The organism is Paenibacillus humicus NBRC 102415, assembly GCF_004000905.1.
Classification (GTDB): domain Bacteria; phylum Bacillota; class Bacilli; order Paenibacillales; family Paenibacillaceae; genus Paenibacillus_O; species Paenibacillus_O humicus.
This window is the reverse complement of record NZ_BIMD01000001.1, coordinates 328,734-351,797: the sequence shown is the minus strand read 5'-3', so window position 1 is coordinate 351,797 and position 23,064 is coordinate 328,734. Positions and strand designations below refer to the sequence as shown.

At 57.1% G+C, this 23,064-nt stretch carries 20 protein-coding genes; 11 read left to right on the top strand and 9 right to left on the bottom strand.

From position 1 onward, the window contains the following. The first annotated feature begins 58 nt into the window (after positions 1 to 58). The 3 genes from PHU01S_RS01620 to PHU01S_RS01610 all read left to right on the top strand — a co-directional run bounded on the left by PHU01S_RS01620 (position 59) and on the right by PHU01S_RS01610 (position 5,445). Positions 59 to 1,546, top strand: a complete 1,488-nt coding sequence (locus tag PHU01S_RS01620) for a glutamate synthase subunit beta (RefSeq protein ID WP_049869623.1) — start codon at positions 59 to 61, stop codon at positions 1,544 to 1,546. A 415-nt stretch (positions 1,547 to 1,961) separates the two neighbouring features. Next, on the top strand, positions 1,962 to 2,894 hold the full coding sequence (locus tag PHU01S_RS01615; protein ID WP_127505742.1) for a glucosaminidase domain-containing protein: 933 nt from the start codon (positions 1,962 to 1,964) through the stop codon (positions 2,892 to 2,894). 46 nt (positions 2,895 to 2,940) lie between these two features. After that, complete coding sequence (locus PHU01S_RS01610) at positions 2,941 to 5,445, top strand: DNA topoisomerase 3 (protein ID WP_127505740.1); 2,505 nt, start codon at positions 2,941 to 2,943, stop codon at positions 5,443 to 5,445. A gap of 82 nt (positions 5,446 to 5,527) precedes the next feature. Here the strand turns inward: PHU01S_RS01610 and PHU01S_RS01605 are convergent, their stop codons facing one another. Next, positions 5,528 to 7,324, bottom strand: a complete 1,797-nt coding sequence (locus tag PHU01S_RS01605; RefSeq protein WP_048745865.1) for an ABC transporter substrate-binding protein — start codon at positions 7,322 to 7,324, stop codon at positions 5,528 to 5,530. 204 nt (positions 7,325 to 7,528) lie between these two features. On the opposite strand from PHU01S_RS01605, the gene PHU01S_RS01600 reads away from it, so the two are divergent. Next, positions 7,529 to 7,723, top strand: a complete 195-nt coding sequence (locus tag PHU01S_RS01600) for a hypothetical protein (protein WP_021878170.1) — start codon at positions 7,529 to 7,531, stop codon at positions 7,721 to 7,723. Between the two features lie 93 nt (positions 7,724 to 7,816). Here the strand turns inward: PHU01S_RS01600 and PHU01S_RS01595 are convergent, their stop codons facing one another. Continuing rightward, a complete protein-coding gene (locus PHU01S_RS01595) occupies positions 7,817 to 8,566 on the bottom strand; it encodes an HAD family hydrolase (RefSeq protein WP_048745863.1) in 750 nt (249 codons plus the stop codon). A 260-nt stretch (positions 8,567 to 8,826) separates the two neighbouring features. Next, on the bottom strand, positions 8,827 to 8,994 hold the full coding sequence (locus PHU01S_RS01590) for a hypothetical protein (protein ID WP_246029114.1): 168 nt from the start codon (positions 8,992 to 8,994) through the stop codon (positions 8,827 to 8,829). A gap of 228 nt (positions 8,995 to 9,222) precedes the next feature. On the opposite strand from PHU01S_RS01590, the gene PHU01S_RS01585 reads away from it, so the two are divergent. From PHU01S_RS01585 to PHU01S_RS01570, 4 genes are all read left to right on the top strand, one after another. Beyond that, complete coding sequence (locus tag PHU01S_RS01585) at positions 9,223 to 9,945, top strand: phosphonate ABC transporter ATP-binding protein (protein ID WP_127505738.1); 723 nt, start codon at positions 9,223 to 9,225, stop codon at positions 9,943 to 9,945. 68 nt (positions 9,946 to 10,013) lie between these two features. After that, positions 10,014 to 10,622, top strand: a complete 609-nt coding sequence (locus PHU01S_RS01580) for a DUF3298 and DUF4163 domain-containing protein (protein WP_021878174.1) — start codon at positions 10,014 to 10,016, stop codon at positions 10,620 to 10,622. 111 nt (positions 10,623 to 10,733) lie between these two features. Beyond that, entirely contained in the window at positions 10,734 to 12,350 is a 1,617-nt protein-coding gene (locus PHU01S_RS01575) for an amino acid permease (protein WP_127505736.1), read from the top strand. Positions 12,351 to 12,568: 218 nt separating this feature from the next. Further along, positions 12,569 to 13,222 (top strand): MOSC domain-containing protein, encoded by a 654-nt coding sequence (locus tag PHU01S_RS01570; RefSeq protein ID WP_127505734.1) that lies wholly within the window; start codon positions 12,569 to 12,571, stop codon positions 13,220 to 13,222. Positions 13,223 to 13,327: 105 nt separating this feature from the next. On the opposite strand, the gene PHU01S_RS01565 is transcribed toward PHU01S_RS01570, so the two are convergent. After that, entirely contained in the window at positions 13,328 to 14,326 is a 999-nt protein-coding gene (locus tag PHU01S_RS01565) for a YpdA family putative bacillithiol disulfide reductase (protein WP_127505732.1), read from the bottom strand. 135 nt (positions 14,327 to 14,461) lie between these two features. Between PHU01S_RS01565 and PHU01S_RS01560 the strand changes: the two genes are divergently transcribed. After that, positions 14,462 to 14,968: a hypothetical protein gene (locus PHU01S_RS01560; protein WP_021878179.1), complete on the top strand. Its 507-nt coding sequence runs from the start codon at positions 14,462 to 14,464 to the stop codon at positions 14,966 to 14,968. A 38-nt stretch (positions 14,969 to 15,006) separates the two neighbouring features. Here PHU01S_RS01560 and xerS read toward each other — a convergent pair whose 3' ends face one another. After that, positions 15,007 to 16,092 carry a tyrosine recombinase XerS gene (gene xerS / locus PHU01S_RS01555; RefSeq protein WP_048748205.1) on the bottom strand — a complete coding sequence of 362 codons (1,086 nt, stop codon included), beginning with the start codon at positions 16,090 to 16,092 and terminating at the stop codon, positions 15,007 to 15,009. 157 nt (positions 16,093 to 16,249) lie between these two features. Next, complete coding sequence (locus tag PHU01S_RS01550; protein WP_127505730.1) at positions 16,250 to 17,383, bottom strand: metallophosphoesterase; 1,134 nt, start codon at positions 17,381 to 17,383, stop codon at positions 16,250 to 16,252. A 218-nt stretch (positions 17,384 to 17,601) separates the two neighbouring features. Between PHU01S_RS01550 and PHU01S_RS01545 the strand changes: the two genes are divergently transcribed. Further along, a complete protein-coding gene (locus PHU01S_RS01545; protein WP_021878182.1) occupies positions 17,602 to 18,108 on the top strand; it encodes a hypothetical protein in 507 nt (168 codons plus the stop codon). Between the two features lie 45 nt (positions 18,109 to 18,153). Here the strand turns inward: PHU01S_RS01545 and PHU01S_RS01540 are convergent, their stop codons facing one another. The 3 genes from PHU01S_RS01540 to PHU01S_RS01530 form a co-directional block, all read right to left on the bottom strand. After that, the gene (locus PHU01S_RS01540) at positions 18,154 to 18,873 is read right to left on the bottom strand and encodes a hypothetical protein (RefSeq protein ID WP_127505728.1); all 720 of its coding nucleotides are present in this window, start codon (positions 18,871 to 18,873) and stop codon (positions 18,154 to 18,156) included. Between the two features lie 2 nt (positions 18,874 to 18,875). Then, positions 18,876 to 19,760: an ATP-binding cassette domain-containing protein gene (locus PHU01S_RS01535; RefSeq protein ID WP_127505726.1), complete on the bottom strand. Its 885-nt coding sequence runs from the start codon at positions 19,758 to 19,760 to the stop codon at positions 18,876 to 18,878. A 279-nt stretch (positions 19,761 to 20,039) separates the two neighbouring features. Beyond that, entirely contained in the window at positions 20,040 to 22,370 is a 2,331-nt protein-coding gene (locus PHU01S_RS01530) for a heavy metal translocating P-type ATPase (RefSeq protein WP_127505724.1), read from the bottom strand. 267 nt (positions 22,371 to 22,637) lie between these two features. Here PHU01S_RS01530 and PHU01S_RS01525 point away from each other — a divergent pair, with 267 nt between their 5' ends. After that, positions 22,638 to 22,982 (top strand): ArsR/SmtB family transcription factor, encoded by a 345-nt coding sequence (locus PHU01S_RS01525; RefSeq protein ID WP_048748211.1) that lies wholly within the window; start codon positions 22,638 to 22,640, stop codon positions 22,980 to 22,982. Positions 22,983 to 23,064 lie beyond the last annotated feature (82 nt).

The window sequence follows — 23,064 nt, the reverse complement described above, 5'->3', positions numbered from 1 at the left end:
AGAGCCGACAGACAGATGACGTAACGATAGGGACCTTACGGATGGAGGAATGGGCAAGATGTCGACACCTACTGGTTTTATGGAATACAAGCGCGAGCTGCCTGCGGACCGCAGCCCGCTCGAGAGGGTCAAGGATTGGGAAGAATTCCACAAGCATCTGCCGGATGAACAGCTGCGCACGCAGGGAGCCCGCTGCATGGATTGCGGCACTCCGTACTGCCACACCGGCATGGAGATTGCCGGCGGAGCTTCCGGCTGCCCTGTCAACAACCTGATTCCGGAATGGAACAATCTGATCTATCGCGGCCTATGGCGCGAAGCGCTGGAGCGCCTCCACAAAACGAACAACTTCCCGGAATTCACCGGACGCGTATGTCCGGCGCCTTGCGAGGGCTCCTGTACGGTCGGCCTGATCGGCGATTCCGTTACGATCAAGACGATCGAGCAGGCGATCATCGACCGCGGCTTCGATGAAGGCTGGGTCGTCCCGCAGCCTCCGAAGATGCGCACGAGCAAGCGCGTTGCGGTCATCGGCTCCGGACCTGCAGGCATGGCCTGCGCCGCCCAGCTCAACAAAGCCGGCCACACGGTGACGGTCTACGAGCGCGCGGACCGGATCGGCGGCCTGCTCACGTACGGCATTCCGACGATGAAGCTCGACAAGGGCATCGTGCAGCGCCGCGTCGATCTGATGGAAGCCGAAGGCGTCAGCTTCGTGACGAACACGGAGATCGGCAAGGATATCGGAGCGGAGGAGCTTCTGGAAGGCTTTGACGCCATCGTCCTTTGCGGCGGCGCCACCAAGGCGCGCGGAGTAGACATCGAAGGCTCCACCCTCGGGGGCATCTACCCCGCAATGGACTACCTCAACGGAACGATCAAGAGCTACCTGGATTCCGGGCTGGAAGACGGCAACTACATCTCGGCCAAGGACAAGGATGTCATCGTCATCGGAGGCGGCGACACCGGCACCGACTGCGTGGCCACCGCCCTGCGTCATGGCTGCAAGTCCGTCACCCAGTTCGGCACGCATGCCAAGGCTCCGCTTCAGCGCGACAGCATCAACAACCCGTGGCCGCAGTTCCCGAACGTTTATACGCTCGATTACGCCCATGAGGAAGCCAAGGCTGTATACGGCGAAGATCCCCGCGCCTTCTCCGTCCTGACGAAGAAGTTCGTCGGCGACGAGAACGGCCAGCTCAAGGAACTTCATACGGTTCAGATCGAGCGGACGGTCGACGAGACCGGCCGCAAGATCTATAAGGAAATTCCCGGCACCGAAAAAGTATGGCCGGCCGATCTCGTCTTCGTCGCCGTAGGCTTCGAAGGTCCGGAATCCACGCTTGTAGATGCGTTCTCCGTCGAGCAGGACCGCCGCACGAACGTCAAAGCCCGCAAAGGCGACTACCGCACAAGCGTGGACAAGGTATTCGCCGCAGGCGACATGCGCCGCGGACAAAGCCTCGTCGTCTGGGCCATCAACGAAGGCCGCGAAGCCGCCCGTGAAGTGGACCGTTATTTGATGGGAACGACGATGCTGCCTTAAATGCTTCTGCATGGCTCGAAAAAGCGCCTCTCCGGCGCTTTTTCTTTTTCCATTTCGGAAGGAACGAAGACAGGGAAGCCAGCGGCAGTTGGAATGGGGCTTAGGAGGAGAGCATGAGGAAAGTCCTGAGCAGAGCCATAATGTGGAGTCGCCTTTCCATTGGGACCTATGATACAATATTCGTATTGTCCATAAGTCTATATACCTAAAGGAGAGGCTGCCCGTGAACGCAACCGAAGGCGCATCTGTCTTGACGCCGGCGGATATTCACCATATCAGAACCTTTATTGATGTGAAATACTTTGACAAACCTCAAAGTGAACGTTCTGAAATTTTATCCGACGCCATTTGCCGAATCATCTTTCAACAGCTCCCTGATTTCGCCGAAACCATCAAAAAAGAGCTGACGGCAAGATTGATTCGTACCCATATCATCTCCAAAAAAGGCATCGTCAACAGCGACGATATTTTTGCCGCCTGCCTGAGCCTCAACTTCCGCGATCAGCGCATCGCCCGTCCTCTGATGAACTGGGTGGAAAAAAAGCTGGACGTGTCGCTCGAGCATTCCGAATTCGAGCGCATTCTCAGGCGCGTCAAGCCGTTCGCGGCCTCACGCGAAGAAGCGCTTCTGGCGGCCGTGGCGGATCATCTCAACTTGCCGGAGACCGTCTCCGATCTCTCCGCTAAAAGAGAATCCTCCATGCTGGGAAGCAGCAGCACCCGGGTTCTGATGATGGCGGTATTGTCCGTCATGCTTCTTGGAGGTACACTTGTATATGGCTGGTCGCTGTTCCATCATCATGCCGCCGAGATTCCCGTCGCGGCTGCTGCGGAGGCGGCCGTCCCGGCTCCCAAGGCGCAGCCCGTCGCCAAGAAGGCGCAATCCGCGCCTGCGGCGCCGCTAGCCAAAAACGAGCTTCCACAGTCGCTTCAATATGCCGATATTGAAGTGGAGCGCCTGACGGCTTATTTGGAGAGCCGCTCGTCGATGCTGGCCAAGCCCCGATACATGAACGCCATTATCGCGGCCGCCAAGCAGTACAACGTGCATCCGCTGCTTCTGTTCGCCATTACCGGCCAAGAACAGAGCTTCGTGCCCGACGATCACAAGCGCGCGGCCAAGATGGCCAACAATCCGTTCAATGTTCATTACAGCTGGCAGGATTTCAACACCAGCATCGAGGAGTCTTCGCGGATCGCAGCCAAGACCGTCGTCAATCTGAGCAAGAACAGGCCGCCGAATGCCGACCCGTTGACATGGATCAACCGCAAATACGCGGAAGATCCCAAATGGTCCCGCGGCGTCCGCCAGATTTTCGCGATGCTTCAGGAAAAGGTTGCCGCTTGACGGCATTGTTGGCCAAGGACCACCCGGAATAGAAGGAGGCGGTTCCTTGAAGACATTGATTATCGCAGAAAAGCCGGATATGGGCCGCAATATCGCGTCCGCGATCGAGCCCAGGGCGACGAACCGCCGCACGCATCTCGAAGGCGAGCGTTATATCATCACCTGGGCGATCGGGCATCTGGTCAGCCTCGCGGAACCGGATGATTACGATCCCCGGTACAAAAAATGGCAGGCGCAGGATCTTCCCATCATCCCGGATACATTCAAGCTGTCTCCCAATCCCCGCACCCGCGACCAGCTCAAGGTCATCGGCGAGCTCGCCCGCCAATGCGGACGGCTCGTCAATGCATGCGATGCGGGGCGGGAGGGTCAGCTTATTTTCCATTTGATCCGACGGTATTTGAAGCTTCATCAGCCCGTAGACCGTCTGTGGATATCCGATTTGACGCCGGAGACGATCCGCAGGGGATTCGAGCAGCTTGGCAGCGACGAGAAGTACGCGCCGCTTACGAAGGCGGCTCAGGCCCGCAGCGAGGCCGACTGGCTGATCGGGATGAACGCCTCGCGCGCCTTCACAATCCGCCATAAGTCGCTGCTGTCGGTAGGACGGGTTCAGACTCCGGTGCTTGCGCTCCTGTACGACCGCCATCGGGAGATCGAGGCGTTCAAGCCGGAAACGTATTACAGGATCAAGGCTTCTTTCGATCAAAAAAGCTCCAAGTACAACGGCATCTGGCAAGGCGACAAGCTGACGGACGGAGCCAAGGCGGAAGCGATCGCAGCCAAGGTCAAAGGGAAAAAAGGAGCCATCGTCCGTTACGACAAGGCCGAGAGCAAGGAGTTTCCTTACCGTCTGCATGATCTTACGCTGCTGCAGCGCGAAGCCAACGGGCGATACGGCTTTCCCGCCAAAAAGACGCTTGACGTGGCGCAAGCCCTCTACGAGAAGCATAAGGTCATCACGTATCCGAGAACGAATTCGAATTATGTGACGGAGGAAACGGTTCCCGTCATGGGCAAGGCGCTCGACATGCTGCGGGGAACCGAGTATGCGGAGCTTGCCGCCGGGGCGGACAGGTCCCGGGTACATAAAGGCAACAAAGCCGTCTGCAATCCGGCCAAGGTGGAGGATCACCATGCCATTTTGCCGACACCCAAAAAACCAGGCGCGCTGAGTCCGGACGAAAAAAAGATCTATGATCTTATCGTTCGCCGGTTTCTCTCCCATTATTATGGACCGGCCTTGTATCTCAACCATACGGTGCTGACCGAGGTGGGAGGAGAAACGTTCCGCACCCGCATCAAGCAGCTGCTTGATCCCGGATGGAAGGTTACCCAGGGAGTTGCGGAGACGGAGGACAAGCCCAAGCGCGGCAAGGGCAAGGCCAAGCCGGACGAGGACGGAGACGATGAAGAGCAGGAGCTTACCGATGCTTCCTTCCATGTCGACGAATCGCAGCCGGTGTTGTGCAAGCAGGCCAAAGCCGAAGAGAAGTCGACACAGCCGCCCAAGTCCTATACGGAAGGAACGCTGCTGAAAGCGATGGAAAGCGCCGGCAGAGCCATGGAAGACGAAGAGCTGCGCGAGACGATGAAGGACAGCGGCTTGGGAACGCCTGCCACGCGCGCGGCAACGATCGAGCGGCTGAAGACGGTAGGTTATATCCGTGCCAGCGGCAAAAAGCTGGAGATTGAAGCGAAAGGCTGCGCAGCCATCGAGCTGATCCGGGGAGCCGGGGTAGAGCTTCTGGCTTCGCCGGTCATGACCGGACAGTGGGAGCGCCGGCTGAGCCAGATCGCCCGGGATGAGGCATCCGACGAAAAGTTCATGGAGCAGGTCAAACAGTTCGCCCGGATGATCGTCCAGAAGGTAGCGGAGCAGACGCCTGCGCCTGCCGGGACGTTCGCTGAGCCGGAGCGTGGCAAGCCGGCCGCCAAGGGCGGCGGCTCGCGGCGTGGCAAAGCGGCTGCTCGGAGCGGAGCTTCCCGCGCTTCCCGCTTCGGAGCAGGAGCGGGCCGCACAGCCGCCGGGGCTTCCCGCTCCGGGACAGGCTCAAGCCCTTCGGCAGCTTCAAGTGCTGGACGCAGCGGGAAGCCGGAGAATGCCGGCTCCGCCCGATCGTCCGCTGCGGCATCGGCTTCGAATCTGCCGCAGGGTGAACGTGCGCGTGCAGCTTCAATAGCGGCAGCCTCTCCATCATCAGGAGCAGGAAGAGCCTCCTCATCCAGCCAAGCAAACCAATCCGGACAAGCCTCCTCGCCAGGGCGGACAACTTCCGCCGGTCTGAAGCCGCTGGGAACTTGCCCGAGCTGCGGCGGCAGCATCGTCGAAGGCAAGCGGGGCTACGGCTGCTCCCGGTTCCGTGACGGCTGCAAGTTCGTCCTCTGGAAGGAGCAGCATGGCCGGATGCTGACGCCGGCCATGCTGCAATCGCTCCTCGCCAAGGGGAGCACGGCAGCAGCCGCCTTCCCGCGTGCGGAGGGCAGCGCCAAAGGCCGTCTGCGGCTCAAGGATGCCCGGACAGGCGATACCGTCGTGGAATGGACATGACGGACAATTAATGCCATCAAACAAAAAACCTCATCCGCCTTCTTGGATCAAGAAGATGGGATGAGGTTCTTTTTCATCTTTTTCATGCCGGACTATCCGAGACCAGCCAAATATCCTTGAAGTCCATCCAGCCGAACGTATTGATGCCGATCCCGCGGACCGAAGGGTGCACATAGGTGTTGAGGGAGCGATGCTGCAGGAACAGCACTTGGCCTTCTTGAACGAGCCGCTGCTCGATTTGGCTGAACAGGGTGCGCCGCGTATCGCGCCGATCCGAAGCGAGAATGGCATCGGTCACCCGGCGGATCCAGCGTTCCAGAGCGGGATCCAGATGCTGGCGGATATAGCTGTGCTCCTGCAGGTAGGTCTCCAGTTCTCCGACTTCCTCCTCGGCCATGACCAGGCTCATCAGGATGCAATCGGCCTCCTTGACGAGATCGCTCGTATGCACGATTTTGTGCTGCTCGCACCGGATGTCCACGGGGATGCCGATCTCCCCGCAGCGTTCCTTGATCCAAAGCGCTTCCTTGGCATGCTGGTTCGTTGTCAGCAGCTTGAGAGGAGCGCCGTCATAACCGTCTTCCTTCAGCATCCGGATGGCTGTATCCGGTTCGTAGCGCTCTGCCGACAGCTCCGCGCCGGGAACGGGGAAGAAGCCATACGCCGGATAGCTCAATTCGCCGCCGGCGCCGATCATGCCGACCCGGTCCATGGAAAGTCCGACGGCCAGCCGGAAGGCGAGCGACTGCTGCGGCCCTCCGTTGAGCCGGTTCCAGCTGAGCAGCGTGCATCCTTGATGGACGGTTCTGATCATGCCCCAGCCTTGCTCATCCTTGGAAGCCATGCGGGAATCGCTGGCCATGATCTGCCCCCATTTAAGCCTCAATTCGGGCGGGATGTCCTCGGGCATGAAAGCGATCTGAACCTCGTCCAGATAGGCTCTTCCCTGGTAGTACTGCTCGTGGACAGACAAGTCGATCCGGTCGGATGTCCAGCAGTCGACCCGGAAGGGACCTGTGCCGGAGGGAAGCATCCAGTAGCGGCTCTCGTCTTCCTGGACGAGATCGGCCGGGAGAATGGAGGCCGCTCCGGAGCACAGCAGGCGGGGGAGAAGGCGGTTAGGCTTGTTCAGCGTTATCCGGACGGTCCGTGCATCCAGAGCGGTGATGGCTTCGACCGACTCCAGCAGGAAGCGGTTGGGCTGCCCGTCGGCCAGCCTGCTCAGCGTGAAGCAGACGTCGGTTGCATTCAGCTCCCGGCCATGATGGAAGCGGACGCCTTTGCGAAGATGGAAGGTCCAGGCCGTTGCCGAATCGTTGCTTTCCCAATAATGGGCCAGACCGGGAACGAGCGATTTGGTTTCAGCCTCGAATCCGAGCAGCCGGTCGAATATTTGATGGATCAGATGGGAGTCGAAGGCAAAAAACAGCTTCCCGGGATCGAGGGAATAAGGGGGACGGTAGACGGGAAGCCGGAACACATCCCGCTGCGCGGGAGAGCCTTCCTCGATCCGATCCGATCCGAAATGTCCGCTCAGCCATTCGACAAAGCGGTCGCGAACGGAAGTATGCTGGCCATGGAGTTGAAACAGCTGGAAGGCCTTCTGGTAATCCCCCTCCGAAGCAAGCTCTTTGGCGATATCAAGCAGGAAGCGTTCCCGGCTTTTCAGGAAATGGATCTTGGAGAGGTTGCCCCTTCCTTTGCCCGGAACCCAGCGGATCCACCCTTCCTCCTCGAGCTTGCGCACGATGAGCTTCACATTGCGCTCGGTGCAGTGAAACAGCTCGGCGAGCTCGTCCAGAGCGGTCTCGGCTTCAGTATCGGGCTCTTCGATTTGGAATCGGTTGAGCAGCAGCAAGTATCGTTCGGCGTTGAGCATGCGCGCAGATTTCTCCTTTTTTGCTCGATATGACCCTTCATGCAATCGGCATGAAGGAATGGAAGCCCTTTCCATGCTGAAAAAGAGGAAGTCATTTGAAATTATTGTACACTTTTTGTTCCTGTTATGTCATGAGATACTTGATTCAACGGCAGGGAAGAATCAAAACCAGGCCGACGAAAACAACAGGGAGTGTCAATAAAAATGAGCTACGAACATGTTTACCGTAACGAAATGGAAATCAAGCGATTCCACCAGTCCAGCCACGAGAGCAAACACGCGGATTCGATCTGGAAACAGTCTGTCGAGCCCAACCGGACCGATTACAAGGGCAGAGCGAGCCGCCAAGTATGGAAACCGGTCCACGCCATGATCTTGTTCATGGGCATGAAGAAATGAGCGGCCGCAAGCGGCAAGCCGAAGCGAAGGCAAGCAAAAAACGAAGGGCATGGCTTAACCGATAAAACCGGTTGAACCCTGCCCTTCGTTTTTTTAGTGGCCCAGGATGTAACGCTGGATGCCGTCCGGAACATCTCTTAGATGATGGAGCTGCAGGAAAGCGCCTTGAGGCGCGACTTCGATGGAGATGTTGTTGTATTCCCATTCGGTCTGCGCTTCCACATGGATCGCATGGATGCCTGCGGTCAATGCAGGCACGACATCCGTACGGATGGAATTGCCGATCATCCAAGTGTTGTGACGGTCGAAATGCCCTTCCGCCAAAATTTGCTCCAGCGCTGCGATATTCTTGTGCTGGCGGATGTAGATCTTGTCTCCGAAGTAGCGGTCCAGGCGAAGCCTGTCCACCTTGCGCCGCTGGATCTCCGGCTCGCCACCGGTATATAGATGCAGGTCATGACCTTCGTCCTTCAGGCGCAGAAGCGTCTCTTCCATATCGGGATAGGGCTCTGCCTCCTGCTCGTAGACGCTCTGTCCCATGCTCCAGAGCAGGTCGATCTCGTTGGAATCCTCCGGCCTGCCGGTCAACCGGGTAAAGTCGACGTAGGTGTCGAGGAAGGATTGCGGAAAGTGGTCGCTCTTGAACCCGGTTGCCTGCACGCCGGCGATGTCGATTTCGACCTGCTTGCGGCGGATGGCCGCTTCTGTCATGTCCGGATAAGCGTGGAACCAGGTCCTCATGGCATCCACGAATTGATCGATGACCAGGTTGAAATATTTGTTGCAGTGGATGAGCGTATCGTCGAGATCGAACAGAATCGTTTGTCGGATTGGCGCGTTCATGATGGTCTAACCCCTTTTGTAGGCTTGCGTGAATCTATTTTTATCCAATCTACAGCAAGGGAATGCGCGCCGTCAATTCCAGCCTTGGGGGTTGAAGCCGCTGCCAGCTGCATTAAGCGGCAGGCATGAAGGAATGAGAACGAAAAAAAGCCCCGAATGGGGCTAGGCCATGGTGCGGATCTATGAGGACGATTGAAGAAAGGAAACTCAATCGGATGAGAAGATTGAAGAAGAACGAATACCGGTGCGGTTCGGCGCAATCAGGCGTACTTCTGCACCTTGATCTGCAGATCTTTCTTGATAAAAGCGATCCGCTTGCGGACATAGAAGTCCCGGCTGTCGCCGCGAAGATCGTTGGGAGTGACGATGGATTCGGATTCGTTGTCAATAATGGTGAGACGCCCGTCGTCATAGAACTTGAAAGTCAAATCGCGGAAAGGGCGATGACGTTCAACAAAGCGAAAATGCTGACAGCTCATCGGAACTCACTCCTTCGGGAAAGAGAGGTTTAGGAACGTTTGTTCTGTTTTTATTATAGCAAACATTTGTTCGGGTGGAAAGAGGAATTTTTATCCCGTACACTGAAGAAATAAGCTGGACAACCCAGAGCTTGCCGGCCAAGTTCCGGAAGCGGCCAAAGGAGTGCTTCAACTTCCATGATCCATATAGCCCATCTCAAGAAACAGATTCCGGCGGGACCTCTCGTGCTGGACGACATCAGCTTCCGCGCGGATGAAGGCGAATTCATCGCGGTCAAAGGCGGCAGCGGGAGCGGCAAGTCGATGCTCCTTAAATGCCTGGCTCTCCAGGAAGGCTGGACATCGGGCTCGTATAAGATAGACGGCAGGCAAATACCGACTACAGCCATCGGAAGGATGCGCATCCGCAGGGAGGTGACGCTCGTCGAAGAGAAGCCTTTCCTCAGCGCGAACCGGACCGCTCTCAAAAACGTCTTGATCGGATCGGCCGCACAGGCTTCGCTCCTGCGCCGCGCCACCGGCATGGTACGCAACGACGATTATATGGGAGCCATGGATATGCTCGAGAAGGTCGGACTGCTCGACAAGGCGCACAGCAAGGCGGACAAGCTGAGCGGAGGCGAGCGCCAGCGGGTCGCGATCGCCCGCGCTCTTGTGCACGGCGCCAAGGTGCTGCTGCTGGACGAGCCGATTTCCGGCCTCGATCCCCATGCCGGGGAACAAGTGCTGGCGGACCTCAAGCAGCTGTGCAAAAATCAAGGGCTCATCGTCATCGCCGTTCTTCACCAAGGCGACTGGGCGGAGAGGTTCGCCGACCGGATTCTGGGACTGAGCGGCGGCAAGCTGGTGCTGCAAGTGAGCGGCAGACGGCTGACGAGCAAGGAGAAAATGCTGCTCTAGAGCATGAATGGGGATCGGCCGCGCATAGGATAGGAGCAAAGATCCCATGCAGGAAGCAGGTGGCGCCCATGGCATTCGAGCCTCCCTTATCGGTCCATACGACCAAGGTTACCAGGCTCCGCACGGAGCTGTTCATTCCCGTCGTCCATCTGGAAGGCGGGGAGCTGGCTGCGGCGCATATGAATTCCGCCATCCGCAGGTCCGTCCGCCAGATGATCGAAGATCAAGGCTCCCTGGCCGACCCTTCCTCCCAAATGACCGCTTATTATGAAGTCAAAACCAATGAGAGAGGCGTATTCAGCCTTTCTCTCTTCAACTATGCCTTCACGGGCGGAGCCCATGGCTTGACGCTGCAGCAGTCGCTTACCTTCATGACTGCAGACGGCCATAACCGCAAGCTCGCCAGCCTCTTCAAGCCGGGATCCGATTACAGAGCCAGGCTGAGCGAGCTGGTGGCGGCGCAGATCAAGAGCCGGCAGATCGAGCTGCTGCAGCCGTTCGAGGGCATCCGGGCCGATCAGGATTACTACATCGCGGACCGTGCCCTCGTGATTTGGTTCAGCATTTACGAAATTACCCCTTATGTGTACGGCTTCCCTTATTTTCCGATTTCCGTTTATGACCTGTCCGACATTGTCGCCGACGAAGGCCCTTTATCCGTAATGAATGAAAATTAACGGTTCGACTACCGGTCTGCCCGCGCCTGTTGAATTGCGACGGGTTGTTTGCCGCGGGCGCCTGCTTGGAGACGACGGATAGATATTCGATACGGACAGGGGGCATGAAGCATGTTGATGTGGACGGGGTTTGCTTTGTTTTGCCTGGTGGCGGTCGCTTGGCTTGCTGCCGCAGCTGCGGCGGAGAACGGACTCAGAAGAAGCGGGTATCGCTCCATGACTCGCTACGCCGCTTACATCCAGTTCATGCAGGACAAAAGGGAGCTGAACAGACTCGGCATACCGCAGCAGCTCAAACGAGCTTTCGGACCGTTCGCCGCCTTCGGCGTCTCGTTCAATGCCCTGTCGCTGCTTGGAGGAGCGGCGCTGTTCTACGCTTACGCATGGAATACAGGCAGAGAATGGCTGCTTGTATGGGCCTGGCCCGTCCTCGGACTGCTGGCGCTCTCGATCCATGCCGGGCAAGCGGAGCTCATGTCTGCGGTTCCTTCAGCCGGGGGCAGCTACCATGCGGCGCTGCTTCTGGGCGGCAAGGGAAGGGGCTTCCTGACAGGCTGGCTGCAGCTTGGCGGCCAAATCAGCATGCTGGCCTTCGTGAATTTGGCGGCAGCGGATTGGATGCAGGGCTTATTGGCTTCATGGAACGGATGGAGCCATGCAGCAGGCGTTGCCATGCTGTTTGCCGTGCTGATGCTGGTCCAGCTGTCCCTGTGCCTGTTTGGCAATTACGGCTTTTCTATGCTGCAAAAAAGCGCGGCGCTGCTGCAAATCGCATCGGTCGCAGCGGTTATTGCCGTCATGACGGCCTACTTATGGCCTTCCTTCGGATTGGAGAAGCTTTATTCCGCCCGGTCGCTCGCGGCTGCCGGGGAGCCGCGAGCCGTCGGAGCGGGATGGATCATGGGACTGCTTCTGCTTTACCGGATGTTCATGGGGTCGGCGACGGCGGAGCACTTGTCGGAAGAGACGGTCGAGCCGAGAATCAGGCTTCCCTGGGGGCATGTGCTGTCGGGGGCTTATGTATACGTCGGCGGGTTCATCCTGCTTGGTCTGGCTGCTATGGCGCTTCTCCAGCTTCCGCTTGGAGCGGAGCATGATTTCTTTCTGCAGGCGGCAGCGCCTTGGGGCGGCGGCTGGAGGGTAACAGCGGCCGCAGCGGTGGGAGTCAGCCTGTGCGTATCGGGCGGATCGGTGCTGTTCGCTGCAAGCAGGCTGGCCGGAAGCCTCTCGAGGGATGAGGCGCTGCCGTTCAGCAGGCAGCTGTCCTCCATTGTTCGCAAGGGCAGGACATTCGCCTGGGGTGCATGCGCTGCCGCAGCTTGCGCGGCTCTGCTGGCGCTGGCGGCCGGCATGCTGATGAATGCGATGACGGGTGCCGTCCTCTTTTTGCTGGCGCTGGCGATTGTGCTGCAGCACAGTGCCCAGCTGATACCGCTCGTCCTGTCCATGACACGGGAAGGGAAGGATAAGCTGGCGGCCATGCAGCCTCTCTGGTCGCTCGGAAGAGCGGGCACTTATGCGAAGCCGCTCGCCGTCGCGGCGCTGGCGGCGCTGATGGCCGCCGCGGCATTCGCAGCTCCTGCCGCAGCCGCTGCTGCGGCAGCATGGCTGCTTGTCTCCGGAGGCATGTTCCTGCTCAAGGGCAGACATCGTTACGAGGGCATGGAGAAGGGAATGAGACTTAGCCAGGAAGAGCTGCTGCGGACGGAGAGGTATCATCCCCAATAAAAACGGAATACGGCTTGCGGGGCAGAGCATCGAGAGAGCGGGAAATTTCCCGCTCTCTATTTCCCGGGGAAGCGCATAAAGCAACAAGATGGAGAAAAGTTCGACAGCCGTTGTCGTCAATGCGAACCGAATGTCGAAATGGGAGGGTTTCGCACCTGCAGCCATTTCTTTCCCTCCGTCCATCCTTTATAATGGAGCCTGAAAAAGGAGGGGAGCCCATGGAATTGGGAACGATCACATCGGTCAATACCGGGCTGCCGGCCGAGATGGCCCACGGCAGACAGACGATTACGACGGGAATAAGGAAAACTCCGCGCGAGGGAGCGGTCCGAGTCGGATGGACAGGCCCGGAAGGCGACGGCCAAGGGGATCTTGAGCATCACGGGGGACCTGACAAGGCCCTATGCGTTTATGTTCATGACCATTATCCTTATTGGGAAAGGGAAATGGGCAAGCGGCTCGAGGCCGGTGCTTTCGGGGAAAACGTCACGCTGGAAGGGACTACGGAGCAGGATGTCGTCATCGGAGATATTCTGGCGGCCGGAACGGCGCTGCTGCAAGTAAGCCAGCCGCGGCAGCCATGCTTCAAGCTCGGCCTGCGGCATGGACAAGCCGACCTGCCGCTGAAGGTGCAGCAGACAGGCAAGACAGGATTCTATCTGCGCGTTCTACGGGAAGGGGACATTCAGGCCGGAGACAGCTTGACGCTTGTCAGCAGGCCGGAGCACGGGATGACTGTGGCGGCAGCCAATGTCATCTATTATTTGCACAAAACCGATAAAGCGGAAATGGACATGCTGGCGGCCATCCCTGAACTTTCCAGCAGCTGGAAAGAAACCTTAACGACGCGAATCAATAATTTGAACAAGTAAAGATAATTATGTAAACCAAAATGAGGCAAAGTTTCAAACCAGGGCCAAAAGGGGAGAAATCCCCAATCAGCCCTGAATTGAACTCGAAAAAACGTAAACCCTGGTTCACCGTGTGCGGAGCCAATGATTCGCTATGCGCTGTCCGTGGAAACGCCCTGACTCGATGAAGATTTCATTGGCTTGATGCCTGGAAGCAACGACTCCGGCGAGATAAATGCCGGGAACATTGGTTTCCATCGTCTCCTCGTCGAAGCGGGGGTAGCCCTCTGCCTCGATGGCGACGCCAACCGACATCAGGAATTCGCGGTCGGGATGGAAGCCGGTAAGAGCAAGCACGAAGTCGTTGTGAAGCTCGCGGATGCCGGCCTCATCCTGAACGACGATGGCGCGCGGCTTGATCTCGATGACTTGGGAGCCGAACAGCATGGAGATCTTGCCCTTGGCGACCAGGCCTTCAAAGATTGGTCGGACCCACGGCTTGATCGAACGCGAATAGTCCGGCTTGCGGTAGACGACCGTCACCTTGGCGCCGGCGCGGTTCAGCTCGAGCGCGGCATCGATGGCGGAATTGCTGCCTCCGATGATGGCGACCTCCATGCCGGTATAAGGATGAGCTTCCCGGAAGAAATGGGACACTTTGCCCATGTCCTCTCCCGGAATTCCGAGCCGGTTCGGATGGTCGAAATATCCGGTCGCCACGACGACGGCTTTGGCGGAATAAACTTGCTTTTCCCCGTAGCGGTTGTCGGTTTCCAGCACAAAGCCTCCATTCGGCCGGGCTGTAATCGAAGTGACCGCTTCATAGGCGTTCACGCGGACGCCGCTGCGAAGCGCCACGGTCCGGTAATAATTCAGCGCCTCAAGACGCGAGGGCTTGTCCATCGCCGTCGTGAACGGCAAGCCTCCGATCTCGAGCATTTCGGGTGAGCTGAAAAATTGCAGGTAAGTAGGGTATTGGGAGATGGAATGGACCAGATTCTCTTTCTCGATGATCAAGGAGCCGATGCCGCGGCTCTGGAATTCGACCGCTGCGGCCAAGCCGCATGGGCCTGCTCCGACGATGATGATTTCTTCTTCTTGCACTTGCTGACGACCTCCGATCATGCAACTGTAACCTATATTGTACAATTCAAGCCGGGGAGGGGCAAGCTGAGCAAGCGCCTCTGTGTACGGAGCCTCTATTTCATGTATAATGAATTCATTGATTTCAAAAGTTTATTGGGTGAGGGGGGATCTGGGATGCGGCGGAGATTCGTCATTGAAGCGGTCATGGTTGCGACTTACGGACAGCTGCTCGTTCCGAGCCTGCCGGTCGACTTCGTGCTGCCTTATTCCACCATTCTGGAGCTCTACGAAATGAAGGACAGCGAGGAGCCGATCATGGACGATCCGGCCGAGGATGTGTTCGTGCGCGGCAAAGTGGCCGAGCTGATCCAGTTTTTCGAGGATTCGCTGAACCGCAAAAAAATCGAGAGGGCTCTCCAAGTGCCGTGGAGGGAAAGCTCTCCGCTTATATTGGATGAACGGATTCAATTCACGGTCGTGAATGCCGTAGACAATGCGCATTACGGGGATTATTTCGACCCTGTGGAGACGGAGCTGCTGCTTACGGCATCCAAGCTTCAGATTCCGCTCTTGTCGGATCAGTACGAGTTCCAGGATAAGCTGATCGAGGCCGAGGTGCCGGTGCTTGTGTTCGACATCGAGGATTTCGATTATGCGCTGGAGGAGGCGCCGCAGCTTTAAGGCGGCAAAAAAAGAGGAGCAGCCCGCGGAGACGCGGACTATTCCTCTTTTTTGTTCCGGTCGATCGCCTCGGACATCGTTTTGTCGGTCAGATGCGCGTAGATCTGCGTCGTATCCGGGGAAGCATGGCCGAGCTGCTCCTGCGTCTTGTACAGGTCGTTGCGCAAATAATAGTCGGTCGCGAACGAGTGCCGGAGCTTGTGGACGGACAAATAAGGCTTGCCGAACCGCTTGGCATATTTGAGGACCATCTGCTGGATGGCTCTCTTCGTCATGCGCGAGCCCTCCTGATTGCCGTTCGCGATGGCGAGGAACATCGCCTTCTCGCGGCGGGGCGCCTTGTAGCGGCTGTCTCGAAGCTGGATATAGCCGCCCAAGTCGTCAAGCGCCTCCTGGCGGAAATAGACAGGCGTCTTGAACGTGTCGTCGTTGCTCCCTTTGCGGTAGACGTAGGTAAGCTTTTTCTTGAGGTCGATATCGTCGACGTTGAGATTGACGACCTCGGAGACGCGCAGTCCGGAGTGGAGGATGAGGCTGACAATGCACGCATCCCGGACGGAATTACGCTCGTAGGCGGACAAAGCCTGCTTGTTGTTCGCCACATCGGCGCCATAGCCGACACGGACATAATGCAGGAATTCGGAGATTTCCTCTTCCTGGAGCAGCTTTCCCTCCAGCTTCGCCGCTGTATCCTTGGGCTTGTGGGTGCGCTTGATCGCGACCTTGGCCATGATGTTCCGCTTCAGCAGCGGGTAGAAGTCGTCATCCTCGGCAATTTGGCTCAAGTAATGGAAAAGCGAGCGGAGCGAGCTCAGCTTCCGGGATATCGTCGTCCGCGTATTGGCGTGCTCGGGGCGGGAAGCCAGGTGCATCCGGTAATGGTCGATGCTGTCCATGTGCAGCTTCTCCAGCTCCAGCAAAGCGACGTCCCGCAGGGCTGGGCCTTCGGCCAAGCCTTCGGCGATCATCCAGCCGAAGAAGGTTTCGTAATCCCGTACATATTCAAGCAAGGAAGAGGGGGAGAGGTCCGGCAGCTTGTAGTTGATGAACTTCTCCACATACCAGGGCATGGAGGGGACGCGCCGGTCGAGCTCCTGACGGTCTTTTATTTTTAAAATATTCATGGCATGAACGGCCTCCAGTCTAGACCTTTATTTTATCAAGCCGGGACGTTTCCAACAATCATCTATAAGTAAGAATAGTTATGTAAACCATATTGCAGAAAATAAAAAAACAGGCCGGAAAAAGGCCTGTACCTGAAAATCGTGTTCAAGTCCATGCTTAAACAAAATGAATGGTAATATGCAGAATCTCGCTGCGGCTGAACAGCCGGATCGGCGGTCCCCAGGTGCCAAATCCGGAAGAAACGAGCACATGCATGCGGGACTTGATCATATATCCCCAATCCAGCTCGAAAAGGCGGCGAGTGACGAGATGATTGGGAGCGAACTGGCCCCTATGGGTATGCCCGCACAGCAGGAGATCGGCTCCGGCCGCCGCTGCCTTGTCGAAGGCGTAGGGCTGGTGGTCCAAGACGATCAAGGGAGCCGATGGATCGGCGCCGCGCACAAGCTCCTGGACGGAAAGACGGCCGCCGAAGGCCGGACTTTCGGCTGTTTTGTCCTTGCGTCCGGCGATGAAGACGCCGCCGGTCTCGACCAGCTCGTCCTGCAGGACCGGAATGCCGGCTTGAGCCATGGCTGCCGCATACTCATCGATATGGCCGCCGTAATACTCGTGGTTGCCGAGCACGGCGTAAGTGCCGAGCGGAGCTTTGAGCCCGGAGATCGTATCGGCCATCTTGTTGCGCAAAAACGGCTTGACGCTGTCGTCGATGACATCGCCGGGGAGCAGGATCAGATCCGGCTTCAGCTGTTCGGCCTTGCGCACGAGCTTGCGCAGATGCCTGTTGCCGACGATGTTGCCCAGATGGATATCCGATGCGACCATGATGCGGATGCCGGTTCGTCCCGGCACGGATTTGGCGATCTCAAGCGTATGTTCTCTGACGACAGGGCTCCATGCGTTCCGGGAGCCCCAGAAAAGCAGGATCGCGAGCAGCGCCAGCACCGTCCATCCGGCTGCTTGGACGTAAGCATCCGTATCGCCGCCTGCGGCGTTCCATGCGAGGCCGATAAGTCCGGCAGCGGGAAGGAGAAGAATCAAGTATTCGAGAATCGCGACATAGAAGGAAGAGACGACTTTGACTCCGCGAATGAGCGCCGAGTCCCAGACGCGGATCAACCCCATGGCCGCAAAGTAGGAAAGGGCGAAGAAAATGACGGGCAGCCATATCCAGCCCGTCTGGAGATGGTAGGATTGCATGAATGCGGATGCGGACCATCCAATATAATAGGTAATGGCCGCGTAGATGAGGATAAATACCGCGGCTCCTGCGCTTCTTTTAACCTTCATGTTGTCGTCTGGCAGCTCCTTTTTATTGTCCGCGCTGGAATCCGTTTGGACAAGAACATAGTCTTTAAATACAGGTTACAGCCTTTTGTAACTTTGTTGCAACTTCTTGGGGAGATGAGCCGTTTATAATAGGGAACGAGGGCAAATGATTCAGGGCGATCGAGAACGGGTAATATGCCAATGAATCGGCCTGCGAAGAGAAAGGGAGTCGAACCCCAATGAAAAAAACGATGTTCAGCATGATGGCTGCAGCGGCAATCGTATTCTACTTCATCTCCACGGCCAACGCGGTCGGCGGCGATTATCAGCCCGTGAAGAAGACCGCAGACACCCAAACGGACTATATTAATGGATTGACTCATAAAGACGGCAAATGGTACATAACCGCCGACAAGATCGACTGGTACGAAGGCGCTCAGGCGGATGAGCAGTTCCTCAAGCATGAGCCGGATTCCGGCTTGGACGGAGCTCCGGACGGCTATTACATCGTCAACGACGATCCTTCCGTCCAAACCTACGAGGTTGCTCCCAATGCCGAAGTGCTTATGCAGATCTATGACAAAGGAAACGACGCTGCTGATACCGAGTGGAACGAGCCGATCTCGCTCGAGAAATTCGCCCAGCTTTATCCACAGACCGATGTGCTTGATTTGAGCTATTTCCCGTATCACATCACCGTCAAGGACGGAATCGTAACGAAGATCGTTCAACAATTCGTTCCTTAATGAATGCAAAGCCCCGCTGACAGCGGGGCTTTTTTGTTTCCAACATTACTTCAATGGAAGGTCGAGCTTCCGGTTGTTCATGAGCTTGCATGCCCATGCAGCCGCGGCAACGCCGTATAGCAAGGGATAGACAATCGCGGCCAATCGAACGGAGGTGGCTGCGCCGTCATACTGCGTCAATGTGCGTACCATATGCCAGGCCGGAGGAGCAAGCCAGGCCAATCCGTTTGCCGGCGCCGGAAGCTGGTCCAGAATGCCTTGTCCCGAGAAGGAAAGGGCAATGACGGCCAGCAGCAGCAGATAGGAGATCGAGCGGGAAGATATCAACCGGCTGTTGAACAACGATGCAATTCCGACGCCAAGCACCGACATCATGATGTGGCTGCCGAATGAAAAGGCTAATTCGGACACCTCGGGAGCTCTGGCGAACTTGTGGAACAGGGCAGGGTACAGAACGGCGAATGCTGCCAAGGGAAGCGAAAAGCACCACGCGTAGAGCAGCTTGGAAGCGAACAGCCGCAGGAACGAACCCGCCTGCAGCGAGAGGATCATGTCCTGATTGGCTTCTTCCCCTTCCATGACTCCGATGCAGACCCATATCATAATCAAGAACAAGAAGGAAGAGGAAAACGCATAGCTGCCCATGACCGGATTCGGAACCTGGGCGTAGATGAACAAAAGGGCCAGCAAGAACAGCGAGAGCGGCGCCGCATAGCGGTAAGAACGAAGATGGCAGCGGCAATGGTAGGCCAGCAGGTGGCGCATTTTCAGCCCTCCTTTATCGGTATCACGACGTCGACGACCGCCCCGGCTTGCAGCAGCGCAAGGAGGAGCTGCTGCGACTGTCCATAGGGGAGATGAACAATGAAATCATCGGACCCGAGCAAATCGTTGGACTCGGCCAGCTGACGTCTGGCTTGCGGATATCTCATCAGAATTTGTGCCAGCATGTCCGGCTCGGCTCTGCCTTTGATTTCGACCTGGCTGTGGGAGGGCGCTGCCGCCGCCTGGGATGGAACGTTCGATTCCACCGAAAGGACGCCTTCCTTCAGTTGCAGCATGGTGCCGCCAAGAGCCTCGATCAGCAAGGAATCATGCACGGCTGCCACAACCGCTGTGCCTTCCATATGAATCTTCTGCAGCGCTTCCAGCAGATGAGCCTGCGATTCCGCATCCAGGCCGGACAGCGGTTCATCCAGCAAAAGCAGATCCGGCTTTTGCAGCGAAGCCTGCATGAGGTTTACTTTTTGGAGCATCCCTTTGGAATAGTGGAGCAAATAGGCGGAGGAACCGGGATCCAGCTGAAAAAGCCGATGGAGCTCGAGGATTTTGTCCGCTAAGACATGCTTGTCGATGCCGGCAATCCGTCCCATATATCGGAGGTATTCGGACGATGACAATTTCAGCTTGGGAAGATGATCGGGCGCGTAGCCGATCCGAATGGTTTTATGCGCGGCTACCTTGCGGATTCCGGAAGTAGGGGCGACCAGGTTCGCGGCAATTTTGATGAGCGTGCTTTTGCCGGAGCCATTGCTTCCCTGCAGCATATAGACATGTCCGGGATGAATGGATAAATGGACGGAAGATAATATTTTTCGCTTATGATAAGATTTGGAGATATTGGAAAGAGTGATGATCGGTTCCTGCTCCACAAGCCTTGCCTCCCCTGCGTTTTCGCTTCAGACCGTATCCAGCGTACCTTATTTGACTGTTGAAAGGCAATGTTTGGAAGATTCCGTTTGGTAGAGAAGTCGAAAGATGCTGAAATGAAGATCGATAAAGGCTCATGGACAAACCGTTGCGGGAAGTATCTGGGGGCTCCGGAATTAAAATACGGATCGCATCGAAGCCGCTCTTCTCGTGCCTTGCATCATATCGGAATGATAAAGGCGCCTTTCCTGGAGGAAAGGCGCCTTAAATGAGGTCTATGATTAGGCTTTATCTTTTTTTCGTACAGGAAGGAGCAGAGTCAGACTGACCAGGGACACGAAGATCGTGGCGCCCATATCCGACAGGATCGCGATCCAAAGCGTCAGCCAGCCCGGAATGGTGAGCAAGAGGGCGATGAGCTTGAGGCCGAGAGCTACGCCAAGATTGAAGCGGATAATCCGGTTCGTTGTTTTTGCGGTCCGGACAGCAGAAGGAAGCTTCGTCAGATTGTCCTGCATGAGTACCAGATCAGCCGTTTCAATGGCGCTGTCCGTGCCTTTTCCCATGGCAATGCCGAGATCGGCCGCCGCCAACGCAGGAGCGTCGTTGATGCCGTCGCCGATCATGGCCACCTTGCCGGACGACTTGAGCTCTTGGATGCGCTTGACTTTATCTTCCGGCAGCAGGCCGGCATACACATCGGTCAAGCCGGCTGCTTTTGCCATGCGGTCTGCGGATTGAGCGTTGTCGCCGGTCAGCATGACCGTGCGCCGGATGCCGGCTCGGCGAAGCCCCTGCAGCACCGCCGGGCTTTCCGGCCGCAGCTCGTCAGATATGCCGAACATGCCCAGCACGCGGGTATCGTCGGCAACGAGCACAAGCGTATAACCTTGCTTCAAGAACGAATCGACCGATGCTCTGATGTTGTCATAGTCGGCAAGGCCGAGGCTCTCGATGAGCTGCTGGCTGCCGAGGGTATAGGTGGCTCCGTCCTTCGACGCCTTCAGCCCGCGTCCTGCGGCCGTCTCGGATTCCAGCGGCTCGACATGCACGGAGTGCTGCTCGGCATAATCCAGAACCGCTCCCGCAAGCGGATGGGACGAACCGCTCTCGATCGCGGCCGCGATCGGCAGGAACCGGTCATCCCAACTTTCCGCGGCCGCGACATGCGGCCGGCCTTTGGTCAACGTTCCGGTTTTATCGAAGGCGATCAAGTCGATCTTGCCGAGCTGCTCCAAAAAGGCTCCGCCTTTGACCAGAATTCCTTCGCGCGCCAATCGGGTGATTCCGGCCAGGATGGCAACGGGCGAGGAGAGGATCAAAGCGCATGGACATCCTACGATAAGGACGGCCAGCCCTTCATAAAGCCAGTGGTTCCATGAACCGCCGAGCAGCAGCGGAGGGATGAGGATGACGAGCAGGGAAACAAGCATAATAAAGGGCGTGTAGTATCGGGAGAAGCGGTTGATGAACAGCTCTGTCGGCGTTTTCGATTCCTGGGCTTCCTGCACGAGCTGCAGGATTTTGGCCAGCGAGGACTGCTGGTAAGCCCGGTCGATCCGGACTGTCAGCATGCCTTCATTGTTGAGGCTGCCGCCGAAAACCTGATCGTCGATCTTCTTGTCGACAGGGAGCGACTCGCCTGTAATCGCCGCTTCGTTGACAGAGCTCTGACCGCTTACGATCGTGCCGTCCGATGGGATCTGCGAGCCTGCTTTCACTAGCACGAGATCGCCTTCGCGAAGCCGGCTTACCGGGACGGATTGCTGGCCGCCGTCGGCCAGCAGCACGGCTTCCTTCGGCGCAGCCTGCAGCAGCCGGTCCATGGAACGGCGGGCACGGCTCATGCCGAGGCCTTCAAGCAGCTCGTTGATGCCGAACAGGATGGCGACGAGCGTAGCTTCCTTCCATTCCTGAATCGCTGCCGCGCCGACCAGCGCGACGGTCATGAGCGTATCGATGTTGAAGCGAAAGCGCAGCAAATTGCGGAGTCCTCTCCAGAACGTCGACCAGCCGCTCAAAATTATCGCCGCGACATAAAAGACGATTTGCATCGTGTCGGAGAGGAGGGAGCCCGACCATGCCGCCAGAGCGAACAGCAGGAAGGAGACGCCTATGAGATACAGGGTGAAGCGGCTTCCATCTCCATGATCGTGGTCATGATGGCCGTCATTGTGATCGTGTCCGTGGCCATCGCTGCCGGTGTGAGAACCTGTTTGAGCATTGCCGGTGTCTGGGGCTTCGCCTGAAGCAGCCGCCGCTACGCCAGCAGTGCTGTTCCATTTCGATTGGCTATGGTTATGGTTATGGCTATCTTCGCTGCTGCCGTGTTCATGCTCCGACGAATGGCCTTGGCCTGATTCCGGCAATACGCAAGAAGAGGAAACTCCAGCATGAGGGCTTGAAGCCGCCGCGGCTGAACCGATCAAAGCCGCTCCGTCCGATTTCAATATTTTTCGCAGCTTATCGAGCGGCACCCGCTCGTCGATGACAAGCCGAGCCGAGGAATAATGAAGAGTAGCCGTATCGCCGTAAGGAAGCTTGCGAATTTCACGTTCGAGCTCGAGCGTGCAATTGCCGCAGCTGAGACCTTTTACCCGGTATTCCGTCATCGTCGGTACCTACTTTCCAAAAAGAGAATTAATATAACATATGATCACTTGCTCATATAATATGATTAAACCGTTGGAGTGTCAATGCAACCAGCCCATAGAGCGTCTCTTTTTTTATTATCCGTAAAAGTTCCGCTTTAACTCCCCGTTTGATATAATGAAACCACCTTAGAGAAACCGGAGTGATGAAGAATGACCGATGAAACATTCTATTCTTCGGCTGAGCGGCCTGCTTCCGGTGACGGGCGGTTGGAGACGGCCGAATCGATGGACGAGGACTCCGGGGAAGGATCGACAGCCAATCTGGATGCGGTGCGGGCATCGATGCTTGACGAGAATTCCGCCGGCCAGCTGGCCGATTGGATGAAGGCCTTTTCGGATCCTACTCGAGTGCGGCTGGTCGGAGCTCTGCTTCATGCCGAATTATGCGTGCATGACTTGACCGTGCTGCTGGACATGAACCAGTCGGCTGTATCCCATCAGCTTCGATATTTGCGCAATATGCGCATCGTCAAACGCCGCAAGGCAGGCAAAACCGTGTTTTACTCCTTGGACGACGACCATGTGGAGCAAATCTTCACGCAGACGCTGCAGCATATCCGGCATTCCTAGCCTTAGGATTGCCGATTTTTCTTGCCTCAAAAATGGCGTGAAATACATATTTTACGCAACTTCGATTTTAAAGCGATAAATG

Coding starts and splice junctions, on each gene's coding strand:
- PHU01S_RS01620 (WP_049869623.1), top strand. CDS start 59: ATGTCGACACCTACTGGTTTTATGGAATACAAGCGCGAGCTGCCTGCG.
- PHU01S_RS01605 (WP_048745865.1), bottom strand. CDS start 7,324: ATGCTCAACGCCGAACGATACTTGCTGCTGCTCAACCGATTCCAAATC.
- PHU01S_RS01600 (WP_021878170.1), top strand. CDS start 7,529: ATGAGCTACGAACATGTTTACCGTAACGAAATGGAAATCAAGCGATTC.
- PHU01S_RS01595 (WP_048745863.1), bottom strand. CDS start 8,566: ATGAACGCGCCAATCCGACAAACGATTCTGTTCGATCTCGACGATACG.
- PHU01S_RS01585 (WP_127505738.1), top strand. CDS start 9,223: ATGATCCATATAGCCCATCTCAAGAAACAGATTCCGGCGGGACCTCTC.
- PHU01S_RS01580 (WP_021878174.1), top strand. CDS start 10,014: ATGGCATTCGAGCCTCCCTTATCGGTCCATACGACCAAGGTTACCAGG.
- PHU01S_RS01575 (WP_127505736.1), top strand. CDS start 10,734: ATGTTGATGTGGACGGGGTTTGCTTTGTTTTGCCTGGTGGCGGTCGCT.
- PHU01S_RS01570 (WP_127505734.1), top strand. CDS start 12,569: ATGGAATTGGGAACGATCACATCGGTCAATACCGGGCTGCCGGCCGAG.
- PHU01S_RS01565 (WP_127505732.1), bottom strand. CDS start 14,326: ATGATCGGAGGTCGTCAGCAAGTGCAAGAAGAAGAAATCATCATCGTC.
- PHU01S_RS01560 (WP_021878179.1), top strand. CDS start 14,462: ATGCGGCGGAGATTCGTCATTGAAGCGGTCATGGTTGCGACTTACGGA.
- xerS (WP_048748205.1), bottom strand. CDS start 16,092: ATGAATATTTTAAAAATAAAAGACCGTCAGGAGCTCGACCGGCGCGTC.
- PHU01S_RS01550 (WP_127505730.1), bottom strand. CDS start 17,383: ATGAAGGTTAAAAGAAGCGCAGGAGCCGCGGTATTTATCCTCATCTAC.
- PHU01S_RS01545 (WP_021878182.1), top strand. CDS start 17,602: ATGAAAAAAACGATGTTCAGCATGATGGCTGCAGCGGCAATCGTATTC.
- PHU01S_RS01540 (WP_127505728.1), bottom strand. CDS start 18,873: ATGCGCCACCTGCTGGCCTACCATTGCCGCTGCCATCTTCGTTCTTAC.
- PHU01S_RS01530 (WP_127505724.1), bottom strand. CDS start 22,370: ATGACGGAATACCGGGTAAAAGGTCTCAGCTGCGGCAATTGCACGCTC.
- PHU01S_RS01525 (WP_048748211.1), top strand. CDS start 22,638: ATGGACGAGGACTCCGGGGAAGGATCGACAGCCAATCTGGATGCGGTG.